This window comes from Bacillus sp. 123MFChir2 (assembly GCF_000383235.1).
Lineage (GTDB): Bacteria > Bacillota > Bacilli > Bacillales > Bacillaceae_G > Bacillus_A.
The window spans coordinates 41,706-58,728 of record NZ_KB910948.1; the positions used below are offsets into that span (position 1 = coordinate 41,706).

Below are 17,023 nucleotides of genomic sequence, written 5' to 3' on the forward strand. Positions count from 1 at the left end.
TTCTCTCTCAATCTTGAGGTGGGGGATTACTGCCCACGAATAGCGGGATAACAGAAAACATGTAACAGAGAAGCATCGCCTCTCTGTTACATGTTCCTTTACTGTGTTAATTCTACTTCCTTCACTTTTTCTTTCATACGTGCTGTATCACGTTCTAAAACACCTTTTAAATACTTGCCTGTGTAAGAATGCTCTTCTTTCACAACTTGCTCCGGCGTACCTGTTGCAACAATTTGCCCACCTTTATCGCCGCCTTCAGGACCGAGGTCAATCAAATAATCTGCCGTTTTAATAACATCTAAGTTATGTTCAATAACAAGTACCGTTTCACCATTTTCAACAAGGCGCTCAAGCACCTTTAATAGACGAGCAATATCATGTGCATGAAGCCCTGTTGTCGGTTCATCTAAAATGTACAACGTGCGGCCTGTTGAACGACGGTGCAGCTCAGATGCTAACTTCACGCGCTGCGCTTCTCCGCCTGATAGCGTCGTTGCCGGTTGACCGAGCTTCATATAACCAAGCCCTACATCCACAAGCGTTTGGAGCTTACGCTTAATTTTTGGGATATTCACAAAGAACTCTACCCCATCTTCAATTGTCATCTCTAACACGTCAGAAATGTTTTTATCTTTATATTTTACTTCCAATGTTTCACGATTATAACGTTTTCCATGACAAACTTCACACGGAACGTACACATCTGGTAAGAAGTGCATTTCAATTTTAATAATCCCATCACCGCGGCACGCTTCACAGCGGCCACCTTTCACGTTAAAACTAAAACGTCCTTTTTGATAACCGCGGACCTTCGCTTCATTCGTCTGTGCAAACACATCACGAATATCATCAAACACACCTGTATATGTTGCTGGATTAGAACGCGGTGTACGCCCAATTGGTGATTGATCAATATCAATTACCTTGTCTAAATGCTCAAGGCCTTTAATTTCCTTATGCATACCAGGCTTACTCTTCGATTTATATAGTTTTTGAGCCACTGCTTTATATAGCACTTCATTAATTAATGTACTTTTCCCCGAACCAGATACACCCGTCACAGCAACAAAAGTGCCTAGCGGGAATGACATCTTCGCATTTTTTAAGTTATTTTCCTTCGCTCCAATAACCTCAATCTTACGTCCATCACCTTTGCGGCGCTCCAGCGGAACTGGAATAAACTTTTTACCTGATAAGTATTGTCCTGTTAACGAATTGTCATCATCCATTACTTCTTGCGGCGTCCCAGCTGAAACGACTTGCCCGCCGTGAATCCCTGCACCAGGACCAATGTCTAATAAATAATCCGCCGCCATCATTGTATCTTCATCATGCTCAACTACAATAAGCGTGTTTCCTAAATCACGCATATTTTTCAGTGTTTGAATTAAGCGATCGTTATCACGCTGATGTAAACCAATGGAAGGTTCATCAAGAATATATAATACGCCCGTTAAGCTCGAACCGATTTGCGTCGCTAAGCGAATACGCTGCGCCTCTCCGCCCGATAATGTTCCAGCTGCACGGCTAAGCGTTAAATAATCAAGTCCCACGTTAATTAAGAAGCTAAGACGCTCTTTAATTTCACGCAAAATAAGTTTCGCAATACTTTGTTGCTTTTCCGTTAATTCAATATTTGTAAAGAACTCGTGCGCATCTTGCACAGAAAACTGCGAGACTTCAGCAATCGTTTTTCCACCTACAAAAACAGCTAAGGTTTCTGGCTTCAAACGAGCGCCTTTACATTTCGGACAAGCTTGCTCCGCCATATATTTTTCCATTTGCTCACGAATATAATCAGAGCTCGTTTCTCGGTAACGGCGCTCAATGTTTGGAATGACACCTTCGAAAACAATGTCGCCTTCCTTCACTTGACCAAAGTCATTCACATAACGGAAATACACTTTTTCATCTCCGCTTCCGTATAACACCTTTTCAAACAAATACTTCGGAATATCTTTTACCGGCGCATCCATATCAATGCCATAATGGTTACAAACAGACTTTAACAACTGCGGATAATATTGCGAACTTGACGGTTCCCAAGGTGCAATTGCATGATCGTTTAATGATAAATCCCAGTTTGGAATGACTAACTCAAGATCTACTTCTAACTTTGAACCAAGACCATCACAAGACGGACACGCACCGAACGGACTATTGAAAGAAAACATGCGCGGCTCAAGTTCGCCAATAGAAAATCCACAATACGGACAAGCGTGATGCTCACTAAACAGCAACTCTTCTTCTCCAATCACATCAATTAAAACGCGGCCTTCACCAAGTTTCAAAGCCGTTTCTAATGAATCGGCAAGGCGACCGGCAACTTCTTCTTTCACTACAATCCGGTCAATGACAACTTCAATGGAGTGTTTTTTATTTTTATCTAGCGTAATTTCTTCTGATATATCAAGCATTTCTCCATCAACACGAACGCGGACATACCCTTGCTTTTTAATATCTTCTAATAGCTTCACATGCGCACCTTTACGACCTGATACAATCGGTGCGAGCACTTGCAACTTCGTGCGTTCTGGATATTCTAAAATACGATCTACCATTTGTTCAATTGTTTGCGATGTAATTTCAATGCCATGATTTGGACAAATCGGAGTCCCCACACGCGCAAATAATAAGCGTAAGTAATCGGAAATCTCCGTCACTGTTCCAACTGTTGAGCGCGGGTTACGGCTCGTCGTTTTTTGGTCAATTGAAATGGCCGGCGATAACCCTTCAATTGCATCAATATCTGGTTTATCCATTTGCCCTAAAAATTGCCGCGCATACGCCGATAGCGATTCTACGTACCGGCGCTGTCCTTCTGCATAAATCGTATCAAACGCTAACGACGATTTCCCTGAACCAGATAGCCCTGTTACAACAACAAGCTGATTTCTTGGAATGGTGACATCTATATTTTTTAAGTTGTGGGCTCTCGCACCTTTTACAACGATAAAATCTTTACCCATTGTCTTCACCCTTCTGCTTTTAATTCTAATAATAGATCCCGAAGCTCAGCTGCCCGCTCAAAATCAAGCGCTTTTGCAGCTTCCTTCATTTCCGCTTCCATTTTTGCAATTACATTTTCTCGTTCTTTTTTCGTCATTTTCTTAGACGATAGCGGCGCTGCTTCATACGTTTCCGTATCTTCCGCTGTCATCGTTGCACGGATAACATCACGCACCTCTTTTTGAATTGTTTTCGGTACAATTCCGTGCTTTTCATTATATGCTTCTTGAATTTGACGACGACGCTTCGTTTCTTCAATTGCGATTCCCATCGATTTTGTAATTCGGTCAGCATACATTACAACATGACCGTTTGCATTACGAGCTGCACGGCCGATCGTCTGAATAAGCGAGCGCTCCGAACGAAGAAATCCTTCTTTATCCGCATCTAAAATAGCTACGAGCGACACTTCTGGAATATCGAGTCCTTCTCGAAGCAAGTTAATACCGACAAGCACATCGAACTTGCCAAGACGCAGATCGCGAATAATTTCAATCCGCTCTAACGTTTTAATTTCAGAATGAAGATAGTTTACTTTAATCCCAACATCTTTTAAATAATCTGTTAAATCCTCTGACATTTTCTTTGTTAATGTCGTAATTAATACACGCTCATTTTTCGCGATTCGCTCTTGGATCTCTCCTAGTAAATCATCAATTTGCCCTTCAATTGGCCTTACATCAATTTCTGGATCTAATAGCCCTGTTGGACGAATAATTTGTTCCGCGACTTCCGGGGAATGTTCTAGTTCATATGGACCCGGTGTTGCTGATACATACACAACTTGATTGGTTTTCTCTTCAAACTCTTCAAACATAAGCGGTCTGTTATCAAGTGCTGATGGCAGACGGAATCCATGATCAACAAGCACTTGCTTACGTGCCTGATCTCCGTTATACATCGCTCTTACTTGCGGCACTGATACATGCGACTCATCCATTACGATGAGAAAATCTTTCGGAAAATAATCTAATAATGTATATGGTGTTGAACCAGCAGGGCGGAGCGTCAAATGACGGGAGTAGTTCTCAATTCCAGAACAAAAGCCCATCTCACGCATCATTTCTAAATCGTAACGTGTCCGCTGCTCAATCCGCTGCGCTTCTAACAATTTACCGTTATCATTTAATTCTTTTAGACGTTCTTCTAATTCTTTTTCAATATTTTCAATGGCAACTTTCATTTTTTCTTCGCGTGTAACGAAGTGAGATGCCGGAAAGATTGCCACATGTTCACGTTCCGCTAATACTTCACCTGTTAATGCATTTACTTCCCTGATGCGATCAATTTCATCCCCGAAAAATTCAATTCGGATACAGTGCTCATCAAGAGATGCTGGGAAGATTTCAACTACATCACCGCGCACGCGAAACGTCCCGCGCTGGAAGTCAATATCATTACGGCCATACTGCACATCAACAAGTTCACGAAGCAATTGATTGCGATCTTTCTCCATACCAACGCGTAAAGAGACAACAAGCTCACTATACTCTTCTGGAGAACCTAAACCGTAAATACAAGACACACTGGCTACAATAATGACATCATCTCTTTCAAATAAAGACGACGTCGCTGAGTGACGCAATTTATCAATCTCATCATTAATTTTTGCGTCTTTTTCAATAAATGTATCGGTTTGCGGTACATATGCTTCCGGTTGATAATAATCGTAGTAACTAACAAAATATTCCACCGCATTGTTCGGAAAGAAATCTTTGAGCTCACTGTATAGCTGTCCTGCTAACGTTTTATTATGAGCCATTACAAGTGTTGGCTTTTTCACCTCTTTAATAACATTTGAAATTGTAAATGTCTTACCCGTCCCTGTCGCTCCAAGCAACACTTGATGTTTCTTACCGTTTTTAATCCCAGCTACAAGCTTCTCTATCGCTTTTGGCTGATCACCTTGCGGGGAATATTCTGAGACAATCTCAAATTGATGCTCCAAATAAATCCGCCCTCCTCGTAAAAAATCTGTATTTTCATTTTAACACGAACGCTCATAAAAAAACCAAAAAAACGAACAGATATTCGATAAACAATTCGACACCATTTCTACAAATTCAAAATATAACAACAAAAAAGATGCTTATTTACTCAGCATCTTCCCATAGTTATTCATGAGGTACCTCCAGCAAAAAATAGCTCATATTCTTATGATTTTCTTTACATTCACTTAATTTATAACTTACAGATTCATCGCTTTTTTCTTTCATAATCCCTTTACACACATCACTTTTTTCCCTTTTTTACTTCCTCCAAATTTGTCGTTGGAATCATCAAAAAGATAGTTTATATTGATTCCATCATAATCTAATGTTTGAAAAATCGGATCCCCTTCATCTGTATAATTTACAATACGCACTTTATCAGCTTTACCATTTTTCACATGAGTTAAAAACCGCTGAAACTTATCTAAATTAGAAGCTCCACCTATTTTTACGATGATATCACTCTTTTTATCGACTTTTGTTTCATCATTTTTCTGATTTCCCGTTTTTACAGAGGATAAACACCCCGTCAAACCGCCTATGTAGAATAGCAAACACAATAAGACAATTCCTTTTCTCATCTTAATCCTCTCCAACCCATTTTGACTTCATCCCACTATTCGCGGGCAGGAAGAAGTTTCGCTTTATACTACCATTCAAAATGAAATAACTTAGTGTAGCAACAAAAATACTTATACAAATATCGACAAGAAATTTATTATTTTTTTGCATAGGTTAAATTTTCTAAAAATTTTGTATTTACAACACCCTCTTTTCATATTACAATACGTTTAAAGATTCGACATTATACGACAAATCGAACTTAAAGTTCAGAATATTTTAACAACAAGAGAGTGAGGGAGCTTATATGAATCTATTCCGAAAAAAATCGATTTCGGCACTGCTAGCGCAATCGCAGCAGAAAGGCACTTCTTTAAAAAAGGAGCTAGGTGCATTTGATTTAACAATGTTAGGAGTCGGCGCTATTATTGGAACAGGTATTTTCGTTCTTACCGGCGTTGCAGCAGCAAAACATGCAGGACCAGCACTTATTTTATCGTTTATTTTATCCGGTTTAGCCTGCGTGTTTGCGGCATTATGTTATTCCGAGTTCGCTTCAACTGTACCAGTATCAGGTAGCGCGTACACTTACAGCTATGCAACATTTGGAGAAATCATTGCTTGGATTTTAGGTTGGGACTTGATTCTAGAATACGGCCTAGCATCCTCAGCCGTTGCATCTGGTTGGTCAGGATATTTCCAAGGATTATTATCTGGATTTGGCATTCAACTGCCGCACGCTTTAACAAGCGCTTATAATCCTGCAGCTGGCACATACGTAGATATACCCGCAATTTGTATTATTTTCATCATGACATTTTTATTAACAAGAGGCGCAAAAAAATCAGCGCGTTTTAATGCGGTTATGGTAGCTATCAAAGTATTTGTTGTTCTTCTATTCATCGGCGTTGGTGCGTTCTATGTAAAACCTGAGAACTGGACACCATTCATGCCATTTGGTTTCTCTGGCGTAACTACTGGAGCGGCAACTGTATTCTTTGCTTATATCGGATTTGACGCTGTATCAACAGCTGCTGAAGAAGTAAAAAATCCACAGCGTAACATGCCAATTGGTATTATCGCTTCCTTAGCAATCTGTACAATCTTATATATCGTTGTTTCATTAGTATTGACAGGAATCGTTCCCTACAATCAATTAGACGTAAAGAACCCTGTTGCATTTGCACTGCAATATATTCATCAAGATTGGGTTGCTGGACTTATCTCTTTAGGAGCAATTGCTGGGATTACAACAGTATTACTCGTTATGCTATATGGACAAACTCGTTTATTTTATGCAATGAGCCGTGATGGCTTACTACCAAAAGCATTTTCTCGCGTAAACAAAAAAACGCAAACACCTGTTATGAACAGCTGGATTACAGCAGCTATGGTTGCTTTCTTTTCTGGATTCGTTCCATTAGACAAGCTAGCAGAGTTAACAAACATCGGTACATTATTCGCATTCATCGTTGTATCAATCGGCGTTATCATCTTACGCAAAAAACAGCCTGACCTGCCCCGTGCCTTTAAAGTCCCATTCGTACCATTGCTTCCGATATTAGCGGTTCTATTCTGCGGATACTTAACATTGCAACTTCCAGCAACAACATGGATTGGCTTTGTCGTTTGGTTAATTATCGGATTAGTTGTATATTTCAGCTACGGTTACAAAAATAGTACGTTGAAAAATGAACAAAAAGAAGACGTTGCATAATAAACAAAAAGAGGTGTTGTCCTTAACGAGACAGCACCTCTTTTTTCTTTTTCGGAAAAACTACGTAAGAAAACGTAATAAGCGTATCTACACCGAAAACGATTCTCCACACTTTACTCACACGATTCGCAGTTTCATTTGAAAACACATCAGCTTCCCAGCTTGATATGTTTTCAAGTGGTACTAGTCCATACAGAAAGAAAAATACAATGTGTACACCCACAAATATAATAAAGTGAGGCACCCAATGGAGCAACTCTTGCTTCGTATGTGCCCAGCCCGTTAATTCTACTGGTTCCTCTATCATTGGCAATACTTCTCCCCGCCACTTTGCAATTACTCGTTGGATACGTAAATCTAGCTTCCTTAAATCTTTCTTTCCGTAAAAAACAGCATACAATAAGATGATGACGATAATAATTTGAAATTGAGAAATCTCCCCTGTTTCATAATAATCAACGACACCTAACGCTAAAATAAATAATTCATTCAGCAATAATACAATCCCTGCTATGAAACTTGCTTTACGCAATCGAAAAGCATACCGCAGTAAAAAGAAACTAATTGCGGCACTCCAAAATACAATTTCAGCGCCAATTAAAAATGCCCAGCGATACTCGGTTAATATATTCATACTTTCCCCACTCCCTCTATATACAATTCAAAAGCCTCATCCATATACTGCAAAAGCTCTTCTTCAATTGGATACATATTCATCCTTTTCGAATCTTCTTTTGACTTACGCACTTCCCACAATTTATCTAAAAACGATTCATCACCGTTTGCCATCTCCCTGCATTTCTCTGAGATGATTCCAGTAATTCCTTGCACTTCAGCATCACTTGGCGCTCTCTTCTTTTGCATAAACTGACGCATTCGTTTTAGTAAAAGAATCCACTCTTGTACTTCTTCATTTCGCTCACTCATGTTTGGCAAATTTTTAAGTAAGTGTTCTTCTTCCTGTGAAAATACTTGTTGCTGAAATTGCTGACGCATTCGCGGGGACTGTTGTGAAAGCTGCATAAGCTCAAACATAATATCCCAATTCAAGTCCCCTTCCAGCTCAGTAGAATGTAAAACAGCTTGCATCATTTTCTCTATACTCGAAAGCTTCTGCTGCTCTTCTCGTACGAACAACAATTGCTTTTGCAAAACCTCTTTGAAATTTACACGCTCTGTTTCCAACATATTCGTGATTTCTTTTAATGCGAATCCCATTTCTTTAAAAAACAAAATCTGCTGCAATTTCAATACATCAGGCTCACTATATAACCGATGACCACCTTCCGTTTTTCCACTCGGCTCTAACAAACCAATTTGATCATAATACCGAAGTGTTCTTACCGTAACGCCCGTTTCCTTCGTTAGTTGCTGTATAGAAATCATTTCCATCACCCTCTCATTTTCATTATATAAGGTGACGTAACGTCAGTTTCAAGAGGATTTATCAAAATAAAAAGCTGTTTACATCAAATTTGTTGTAAACAGCTCTTATCGCAATCATTCTTATTCATCATCTTCAAGATTTTTCAGCTTTCGTTTCTCCCAGGCACAAATTGCGAAAAAGATCGCACTGCCAGTCGCTCTCACCAACCTAAAAAGAAAGTAGTTTTCTGCCTTTTTTCATAAAGGGACTGAGTAGCTACGATATAATAATTAATGTTTGAATATGAACTTCTCTCTGCTTAGGCATTACAGTATAATGTAGTTAGTAACTGAGGACGCGCGGTGGGAGGTTGTACCTTTCTTTCTCTACTTTTAGAGGGAAAGGAGGTGAACCGAATGGAGTTTTTACAACAATTATTGCAGGATGCTACGAAACTATTCGTAGCGGTGTTCGTCACAACTTTTGCGACAGCTTATGCAAATAAGCTAGTAAAAGGCAATAATAAACGTAAAAGAACCACCTCAACGTCAGCCAAACGTAGAAAAGGTGGTTCAAAGAACAAGTAATATATGATTTTGCAACCAACCACCTAACAGCGGTAGTTACAAATCGGGCAGAATGTTCGCAGCATTCTGTCCTTTATTATTATGCACTGAATTAATCAGTTAAAACCATTAAATAAAGGTATTGCCTTACAGCTACATTATACATCTCATATTATCAGAAAACAATATTGTCCCTTTCTTATTTTACGAACTAAACAATCGATCCTCTACACAAAATGCAACACATACACAAGCGTATACCCAAGAACAGAAAGTAATACCGATCCAATTAGTCCGGCAACAAATGCTTTCGTTCCGAGCTTACGAAATGTCTTAAATTCAACATTTAAACCAAGCCCCGCCATTGCCATCGCCATAAGCATATAAGAAATAACAACAATATCACTTGCGATTTTTTCAGGTATAATTCCTAGTGAATGAAACGCACTCACTGCTAGGAAACCAAAAATAAACCACGGAATTGGAATATCGCGCCAAGATTTTTTCTCTCCCGTTTCTTCTCCGCGCTGAAACCATATGCCAATTAAAATTGCTACAGGTACCAAAAAGGCAACGCGCGTTAATTTCATAATGACTGCAATATCAACCGATTGACTGCCGCCAGGTGCTGCCGCTGCAATAACATGCGCAATTTCATGCAATGTTGCCCCGGAAAAAACACCATATCCATACGGAGACAAGTTAAGCACAGGATATAGTAGTGTATATGCTAATGTGAAAATTGTCCCTAAAATCGCAACGATTGCTGCGCTCACCGCAACCTCTTCATCCTTTGCTTTGACTTGTGGTCCAATTGCCACAACAGCCGCTGCCCCGCAAATCGCTGTTCCGCATGCTGTTAAAATGCCAAGCTTCTTCTCTACTTTACAAAAACGGGTTAACGCATATACAACAGTAAGCGTAAATGTAATAACAATTGCAGCCATGACCAATACCTTTGGACCCGCCTTTGCAATATCAACTAAATTTAATCGCATACCGAGTAATATAATTCCGAGACGCAGTAATTTTTTACTCGCAAAATTCGTTCCCGCAATCGCTTGATGCGGCACACCAATTGCCGCTCTCCATATCATTCCGATTAGAATAGCAATGACCAATTGGCCCATAATACTTAAAAACGGGAGCTGCGCCAAATATTTTGCAGCAATCGCAATGAGTAACGTAATCCCAATGCCCTGTGCAAATCCGAAACGCTTCTCCTTTTCTAACGCTATCATTTGATTCACTTTTTACCACTCCAATACCTATCTTGTAACATACATGTTCGTTCTACTTTCATTATAAAAGCATTTTAATCATAAGTTTAATACCAATATACTATTTCAATCATCAATAAAACTTATGATAGAATGTAACTATGATAAATATAAATTAAAAAACTGACATAAACCCCTTTTCTTTTTAAATGGGCGAGAGCAGCTGGCCATGCATAGGAGCGGTCAGGGCCTTTTCCTGCCACGCGCAAAGTTTTAAAACAAAGAAAGACAGCAAAGTGTAAGTCCATTTTTACCCCGCATTAACGAGCAGCAATCTATATGCTGAAAAATGAACATAACTTTCTCTAGGTAATAAGAGGCATATTTTCACTGGAATCATACCCCTTACCAAATTTCTAAATAAAATGTATAGCTGAGTAGTTACGATAAAATTTTAAAAACGAAAGGACTGGGTCTCATAAACACAGACATTTTAAAAATTTTTGTAACAGTCGTAGAACAAAAACATTTTTCAAGAGCTGCTGAAATGTTGAACCTTTCCCAGCCAGGTGTAAGTATGCACATTCGCAATTTAGAAAATGAATTCGGCACAACGCTCATTCAGCGCTCACCAAAACATGTCCAAGTCACAGAGGCGGGAAACATTTTATACATACATGCTAAACAAATGCTGACACTGTATGAAGAAGCAAAACAAGAAATTAATGAACTTCATAATATCGTTACAGGGACACTGCGCATCGGCGCTAGTTTTACAATCGGAGAGTATCTTCTTCCGAAAATATTAGCAAACTACGCACAAGAACATCCACGCGTTGAAGTGCATACCTTTATCTCGAATACTGATGAGGTATTACAGGGCGTTCGCTCGAATCAGCTAGATATCGGCTTAGTAGAAGGGCAAGTTATCTACACAGATGTAGATGTAGAATCATTTATGGAAGATGAAATGAAACTTGTCGTTCCGCCAAATCATCCTCTGACACTGACAAGCCCGATTCAAACAAACATGCTGCAAGACCAAGTTTGGGTGCTCCGCGAAACCGGTTCAGGAACGAGAGCTTACAGTGACCGCTTTATTCACGACCACCATTTAAAAATGAAGCGTTACTTCACATTTAGCAGCATTCAAAGTGTAAAAGAAGCCGTTGCTGCCGGACTTGGCATTGCCATTTTATCAGACTGGACAGTGCGTAAAGAATTGCAAGCTGGTGAAGTATGCCACATACCTGTTCCAAATGAAAAGCTTACGCGTCCATTCTCCATTGTACGTGGAAAATATTTCATTCCTTCTAAAGCGATTCAAATATTTTTAGATCATGTGCAAAACTTCGCGAATCAACAGCAGTGACAATCCAAAATTAACGTAACTACTCAGTCACTCTATGAAAAAAGGCAGAAAAGCATCTTTTTAAATGGTCCTGAGGGACTGGCCATGCATAGAAGCGATCAGGGCCTTTTCCTGCCACGCGCAACGTTTTAAAACAAAGAGAGGTAGCGAGGTGTAGGTCCATTTTTATCTTCATGACAGTAATCTATATGCTAGAAAATGAAAATAGCTTTCTATAGGTAATGGGGCGCATTTTCGTTGGAATCATACCCCTTACCAAACTTCTAAATGAAATGTACGACTGAGTAGTTACAAATTAACAGCACTTCCGCTCATTACACAGTTTTGACTTTGTCGGCGCTTCTTTTGAAGGTTATATCATGTATCATGGGTCTGCCAATGCACCAGAAGAGATTGTAAATGACAAAGACGCAATCGAAAAGGTCAATCTATATAATCAAATTTTTAAGATAAATTAACAGAATGATTTGACAAACGAACATCCAAATGCATACAATAAAGATAAAATTATGAAAGGAAGGTACATCGACCAATGAAGTTCTAATTCTCTTTTTATTCATCCATCACAAATAGTGAAACAAAATGATGAAAACTAGAAGAGGATTAGTCTGCCCTTTTGTCGATAACTTTCTTTTGACAGGAACATGTAAAAATACGTGTACAGCTTTTTTGTGCATCTCTTTTTACATACTACGGGTGAAATCTATCCTCTCTAGTGAAACTAGGGAGGTTTTTTTATGACCATTTTAACAGCACGAAACATTGAAAAAAGCTTTGGTGACCGCACTTTATTTACGTTACAAGCACTTGATATCCATGCGCACGATCGCATTGGAATCGTCGGTGTAAACGGCGCCGGGAAATCAACGCTATTACAAATATTAAGTAAAGAAATAGCACCTGATGAAGGAACGATTACTCATTACGGTTCGATTGCCATCATTCCACAGTTCCATGAGGAAACACTAGAAGCAGCCTCTTCTCTTGCAAAAGGACAATGGGGTATTTCTCATATCACAACGAATATGAGCGGCGGCGAACGCGGACGTTTAAAAATTGCTCACGCTCTTGAACAAGAAGCATCTATCTTATTTGCTGATGAACCAACAAGTCATCTTGATATGCATGGCACAGAACAACTAGAGCAGGCACTACAATCTTATAAGGGAGCGATTATTTTAATTTCTCATGACCGCGCCTTATTAGACGCCATTTGTACAAAGATGATCGAAATTGAAGATGGTACTGTTCGTGAATATAAAGGCAATTACACAAGCTACCGGGAACAAAAGCAGCAGCAAAGGCAGCACGAGCAAGCGGAATATGAAAAATATACGAAAGAAAAACATCGCTTAGAAACAGCAATTGTAAACAGACAACAGCGAGCTTCCGGTATGACAAAAATCCGATCAAGCTTTAGTTCTTCTGAATCTAAGCTATACAGAATGGGCGCAGCTTATAGCCAAAGCAACGTCCAAAAAGCCGCCAAAGCATTAGAAACAAGATTAGGGCAATTGGAAAAGAAAGAAAAACCAAAAGAAATTGCGTATACAAAGTTTGATATACAATACCATGCACCCATTCATAGTAAAACGGCTGTGCAATTTAATAAGGTTACGAAAAAAATGGGTAGCCGCACCCTTTTTAACAATATAAACGGAAGTATCGTTCCAGGTGCAAAGCTTGCTATTCTCGGAAAAAATGGAAGTGGAAAAACAACGCTATTTCATATGATGCAAACAAAAGAACGAGGAATTCAGCTTTCAAAAAGCTGTAAAATTGGTTACTTTGAACAAACATTAGCTATTTTACAAAACGACAAAACCATTTTACAAAACGTGATGGAAGAAACGCGTTATGACGAAGCGTTCGTACGGACAATCCTTGCGCGTCTCCTATTTCGAAGAGAAGATGTTTATAAACGAGTAAACGTCTTAAGCGGAGGCGAACGCGTAAAGGTCGCACTAGCAAAAATCTTCTTAGGCGACTACAATGTGCTTCTTCTTGATGAGCCGACAAACTATTTAGACCTCGCTACGCAAGAAGAACTAGAGCACATGCTAAAACATTATCCTGGGACTGTACTATTCATTAGTCACGACCGCGCCTTCGTTCATAAAATTGCCGACCACATTTTACACCTAGATGAAGACGAACCGCGGATCTTTCAAGGCAATTACGAGCAGTATACGAAAAGAACTGAACAATCTTCTATTAATCCAGCAGAGCAAGAACTACTGCGTCTGCAAACAAAATTAACAGAAGTAATTGGACGCATTTCGATGCCAGAACGCCGCGATGATATTAACACTCTTGAAAACGAATATGAGCAATTGCTATGTCAAATTCAACAATGTAAAAAATCTATCCTCTGATATATCGGCGCTTCGACAACATTAGACACGCCAAACACACTATTAGGGACTGACCTAGGTCAGTCCCTAATAGTTTAAACGATTCACCCCCTCCTCCTAGTTGAGAAAGGGTTCATAAAATCATTCTCTTATCGAACTTTAACTGCCGTTCCGCTTACAGCTACCATTAACATGCCTTCGCGAACTACTTCATAATCAACATCAATGCCAACAATTGCGTTTGCACCCTTTTGCGCTGCAAGACTTTTCATTTCTTCCATTGCAATATCACGTGCTTCTTTTAATTTACTTTCATAAGCACCAGAACGTCCGCCGACAATGTCACGAACAGAAGCAAATAAATCACGAACAATATTCGCTCCCATAATTGCTTCGCCGTTTACGATATCAATATACTCTTCAATTTCTTTTCCTTGAATAGCAGAAGTTGTTGTAACGATCATATCTACTTCCTCCTATGTATAAAAGTTTATAGCTTTAACTTGCGCAATGCTTTCCATTAATATAATACGCTGACTCTGTGAAAACCGTAAACACAACCTCTACTTCAGGAAGCCCAAAATCCATTAAATATGTAGTAATAGCCTTAGCAAACTGATCACGAACTTCCTGCCCACGCTCGAACCATTTCACCTCAATAAGAGGAAAGACCTCTATTTCTTCTCCGTTGAATATAGATGTAGAATTCGGTAGTTCAAGCGTAAAATTATCCGTACCACACTCACAAATTTCTGCGAGTTCTTCTACTAATGGTTTGCTTATACTCTTTAATTGTTCAGTGGTAACTCCACGAAACACAACATGCGGCATACGAATCCCTCCGATAGATAGCTTATATTTGTTCACATCATAGCATAATTCATTTTATTGCACTAGAACAGATAAAGACATTTCAATGACATTTTCAAGAAACATAATATATGATATTTTTATTCTCTAATACAATTTTTTCAAATTAAGCAATCCTATTCCATACATAGATAGTCCGAAAAATACTCCTCCACAGCTCCATATAATCACATCATATCGAGAAATAGATATTTCCTCTGAACCTAAATAAGGAAAAATATAGCACATTAAAACGAACATTTGAAATCCCCAAAGTAGTCCCGCTTTTAAACCAGATTTTTTTAACTGTTTTTTTCTTTCCAAATATTCTTCTTCTGTGGCACACTCTGTTTCATTTAATCTCTTCTTTTGTACCTTCCATATTAAATAGTTTACATAAATCATATTAACTACAAAAACAATTATCGTCCCTATCGATATGGTGTTATGAATCGTATCAACTACCAACATGATAACCATCACTAACATATTCAAATACCATAACAGTACTCCTGCCACAGCTAATTCCTTATTTATCTCTTGTTTTTGATATTCGTCTCTCTCACTCATCGCTCCTATGAAATTTAAATATATTTTTTCTTTCCATTCATTTTTCATTGTTTAACTCTCCTCCCAAAATAAAGTATTTAAATCTGTTTTTAATGCTTTCGCCAATTCAATACATAAAGCTAAAGAAGGATTATATTTATTGTTCTCAATTAAATTGATTGTTTGTCTAGCAACATTGACTTTTTTAGCTAACTCCAACTGAGAAAGCCCTTCCTGCTTTCGATATTTTCGAACATTATTCAAATACAAGCCCCCTGTATGTTTTTGTCATTTATATATGACATCTTATAGTGAAATAAAGGAAATGTCAATTATATATGACATAATAATACTTACAAAAAATAAGCATAAAAATTTTTTATTTCATGCTTACTAAACTTTTAATTCTTATAACGATAATATCGCAATAATACTTACAATTAAATTCCAGGTAATATGCAAAAGCATACTCGGTAAAATAGATTGCGTCTTTTTATATAAAATAGCAAATACCATTCCCATAATCATCGCTGTAACCGGAAAACCACCATGTAAAAAGCCAAATACTAATGAAGAAATAATCATACCAACTAAAAAATGATATTTCTTCTCTAGAAATCTACATAAAATACCTCTATACAAGAGTTCCTCTTTAACTGGTGTAATAAAAGCCACACTTAAAATATATATAACACTTTGCACTACGCTATTTTTAAATGTTTCTACCCCTAATTCACTCCGTTGTTGCTCCGCACTTTCCACACCTAATAACCCTAACATTACATATTGCGTTACCATTATAACTATAAAACCAAGTACTATATATACGTATGTTTTTCCTGTTTTTAAAGCTGCTACATTCCAAATATCTGCAATAAAAGAACGTGCTGGTTTATATAAAAACAAAACAAGCATAACAGCGACCGCATCTACTAGTAACAAGTGATAACCCTGTAAGATATTATTTGCTGCTTTTTCTCCGTAAACCCCTACAGCTAAAGCAAGAAACATTCCTATCACAAATGAAGTACCCAAAATACTAACAATTATTACCAATAAATCTTTATATTTTAAATTTCTTTCTGTATTACTCATATGAAACGCTGCTTCCTTCATGTTGTTCCCTCCATACTTCCTTTTTATAAATGAATATTTAAATATTATACCGAAATAAAAAAGGGACAAATATGAAATTTTGCATATTATTAGAAAATAATAAAAAACAGCACAAAAAAACGCATCTAACTTTAGATGCGTTTTTATCAGGCTGTGGAGAAAGCCTTCTCCACAGCCTGTTTTTGTGTCTGAACATCTTTTTATCTGTCAACACTGATAAAAAAGATGCAAAGGAGCGATGCCCCATGATGGGAGCGCTGAAAAATCATCGTGATGAGCGCGTAACAATTTCTGTAGAAGAGTTAGTTCCGCAAGACCATTTCCTTCGTGCCATTGAGGCAACAATCGATTTT

At 38.3% G+C, this 17,023-nt stretch carries 15 protein-coding genes; 4 read left to right on the top strand and 11 right to left on the bottom strand.

Annotation, left to right across the window (positions count from 1 at the left end; genetic code table 11):
* Positions 1-98: 98 nt before the first annotated feature.
* From uvrA to H280_RS23625, 3 genes are all read right to left on the bottom strand, one after another.
* Positions 99-2,969, bottom strand: a complete 2,871-nt coding sequence (gene uvrA / locus H280_RS0113845; protein ID WP_020061731.1) for an excinuclease ABC subunit UvrA — start codon at positions 2,967-2,969, stop codon at positions 99-101.
* Between the two features lie 5 nt (positions 2,970-2,974).
* The gene (gene uvrB / locus H280_RS0113850; RefSeq protein WP_020061732.1) at positions 2,975-4,957 is read right to left on the bottom strand and encodes an excinuclease ABC subunit UvrB; all 1,983 of its coding nucleotides are present in this window, start codon (positions 4,955-4,957) and stop codon (positions 2,975-2,977) included.
* Between the two features lie 264 nt (positions 4,958-5,221).
* Positions 5,222-5,581, bottom strand: a complete 360-nt coding sequence (locus tag H280_RS23625) for a DUF4362 domain-containing protein (RefSeq protein ID WP_020061733.1) — start codon at positions 5,579-5,581, stop codon at positions 5,222-5,224.
* Between the two features lie 287 nt (positions 5,582-5,868).
* On the opposite strand from H280_RS23625, the gene H280_RS0113860 reads away from it, so the two are divergent.
* A complete protein-coding gene (locus tag H280_RS0113860) occupies positions 5,869-7,278 on the top strand; it encodes an amino acid permease (RefSeq protein ID WP_020061734.1) in 1,410 nt (469 codons plus the stop codon).
* A gap of 22 nt (positions 7,279-7,300) precedes the next feature.
* On the opposite strand, the gene H280_RS0113865 is transcribed toward H280_RS0113860, so the two are convergent.
* Both H280_RS0113865 and H280_RS0113870 read right to left on the bottom strand, forming a co-directional pair.
* Complete coding sequence (locus H280_RS0113865; RefSeq protein WP_020061735.1) at positions 7,301-7,912, bottom strand: hypothetical protein; 612 nt, start codon at positions 7,910-7,912, stop codon at positions 7,301-7,303.
* Positions 7,909-8,670: a MerR family transcriptional regulator gene (locus H280_RS0113870; protein WP_028411238.1), complete on the bottom strand. Its 762-nt coding sequence runs from the start codon at positions 8,668-8,670 to the stop codon at positions 7,909-7,911. Before H280_RS0113870 ends, H280_RS0113865 begins: the two co-directional genes overlap by 4 nt.
* 390 nt (positions 8,671-9,060) lie before the next feature.
* Between H280_RS0113870 and H280_RS26145 the strand changes: the two genes are divergently transcribed.
* Positions 9,061-9,231 carry a hypothetical protein gene (locus tag H280_RS26145; RefSeq protein ID WP_020061737.1) on the top strand — a complete coding sequence of 57 codons (171 nt, stop codon included), beginning with the start codon at positions 9,061-9,063 and terminating at the stop codon, positions 9,229-9,231.
* 206 nt (positions 9,232-9,437) lie between these two features.
* Here the strand turns inward: H280_RS26145 and H280_RS0113880 are convergent, their stop codons facing one another.
* Positions 9,438-10,451 carry a YeiH family protein gene (locus H280_RS0113880; protein WP_442852826.1) on the bottom strand — a complete coding sequence of 338 codons (1,014 nt, stop codon included), beginning with the start codon at positions 10,449-10,451 and terminating at the stop codon, positions 9,438-9,440.
* A gap of 457 nt (positions 10,452-10,908) precedes the next feature.
* Here H280_RS0113880 and H280_RS0113885 point away from each other — a divergent pair, with 457 nt between their 5' ends.
* Positions 10,909-11,802: a LysR family transcriptional regulator gene (locus tag H280_RS0113885; protein ID WP_028411239.1), complete on the top strand. Its 894-nt coding sequence runs from the start codon at positions 10,909-10,911 to the stop codon at positions 11,800-11,802.
* A 737-nt stretch (positions 11,803-12,539) separates the two neighbouring features.
* Positions 12,540-14,177: a ribosomal protection-like ABC-F family protein gene (gene abc-f, locus H280_RS0113895; protein WP_020061741.1), complete on the top strand. Its 1,638-nt coding sequence runs from the start codon at positions 12,540-12,542 to the stop codon at positions 14,175-14,177.
* Between the two features lie 128 nt (positions 14,178-14,305).
* Here the strand turns inward: abc-f and H280_RS0113900 are convergent, their stop codons facing one another.
* The 5 genes from H280_RS0113900 to H280_RS0113920 all read right to left on the bottom strand — a co-directional run bounded on the left by H280_RS0113900 (position 14,306) and on the right by H280_RS0113920 (position 16,670).
* Positions 14,306-14,620: a heavy metal-binding domain-containing protein gene (locus H280_RS0113900; RefSeq protein ID WP_020061742.1), complete on the bottom strand. Its 315-nt coding sequence runs from the start codon at positions 14,618-14,620 to the stop codon at positions 14,306-14,308.
* Between the two features lie 34 nt (positions 14,621-14,654).
* Positions 14,655-14,987, bottom strand: a complete 333-nt coding sequence (locus H280_RS0113905) for a DUF1904 family protein (protein WP_020061743.1) — start codon at positions 14,985-14,987, stop codon at positions 14,655-14,657.
* A gap of 126 nt (positions 14,988-15,113) precedes the next feature.
* On the bottom strand, positions 15,114-15,623 hold the full coding sequence (locus H280_RS0113910; RefSeq protein ID WP_020061744.1) for a DUF3278 domain-containing protein: 510 nt from the start codon (positions 15,621-15,623) through the stop codon (positions 15,114-15,116).
* Between the two features lie 3 nt (positions 15,624-15,626).
* Positions 15,627-15,818: a helix-turn-helix transcriptional regulator gene (locus tag H280_RS0113915; RefSeq protein ID WP_020061745.1), complete on the bottom strand. Its 192-nt coding sequence runs from the start codon at positions 15,816-15,818 to the stop codon at positions 15,627-15,629.
* Between the two features lie 144 nt (positions 15,819-15,962).
* Entirely contained in the window at positions 15,963-16,670 is a 708-nt protein-coding gene (locus tag H280_RS0113920) for a CPBP family intramembrane glutamic endopeptidase (RefSeq protein ID WP_020061746.1), read from the bottom strand.
* Between the last annotated feature and the right edge of the window lie 353 nt (positions 16,671-17,023).

Bases quoted from the DNA above. Each gene is read 5' to 3' on its own strand.
- uvrA (WP_020061731.1), bottom strand. From the start codon at position 2,969: ATGGGTAAAGATTTTATCGTTGTAAAAGGTGCGAGAGCCCACAACTTA.
- H280_RS23625 (WP_020061733.1), bottom strand. From the start codon at position 5,581: ATGAGAAAAGGAATTGTCTTATTGTGTTTGCTATTCTACATAGGCGGT.
- H280_RS0113860 (WP_020061734.1), top strand. From the start codon at position 5,869: ATGAATCTATTCCGAAAAAAATCGATTTCGGCACTGCTAGCGCAATCG.
- H280_RS0113865 (WP_020061735.1), bottom strand. From the start codon at position 7,912: ATGAATATATTAACCGAGTATCGCTGGGCATTTTTAATTGGCGCTGAA.
- H280_RS0113870 (WP_028411238.1), bottom strand. From the start codon at position 8,670: ATGGAAATGATTTCTATACAGCAACTAACGAAGGAAACGGGCGTTACG.
- H280_RS26145 (WP_020061737.1), top strand. From the start codon at position 9,061: ATGGAGTTTTTACAACAATTATTGCAGGATGCTACGAAACTATTCGTA.
- H280_RS0113880 (WP_442852826.1), bottom strand. From the start codon at position 10,451: ATGATAGCGTTAGAAAAGGAGAAGCGTTTCGGATTTGCACAGGGCATT.
- abc-f (WP_020061741.1), top strand. From the start codon at position 12,540: ATGACCATTTTAACAGCACGAAACATTGAAAAAAGCTTTGGTGACCGC.
- H280_RS0113900 (WP_020061742.1), bottom strand. From the start codon at position 14,620: ATGATCGTTACAACAACTTCTGCTATTCAAGGAAAAGAAATTGAAGAG.
- H280_RS0113905 (WP_020061743.1), bottom strand. From the start codon at position 14,987: ATGCCGCATGTTGTGTTTCGTGGAGTTACCACTGAACAATTAAAGAGT.
- H280_RS0113910 (WP_020061744.1), bottom strand. From the start codon at position 15,623: ATGAAAAATGAATGGAAAGAAAAAATATATTTAAATTTCATAGGAGCG.
- H280_RS0113920 (WP_020061746.1), bottom strand. From the start codon at position 16,670: ATGAAGGAAGCAGCGTTTCATATGAGTAATACAGAAAGAAATTTAAAA.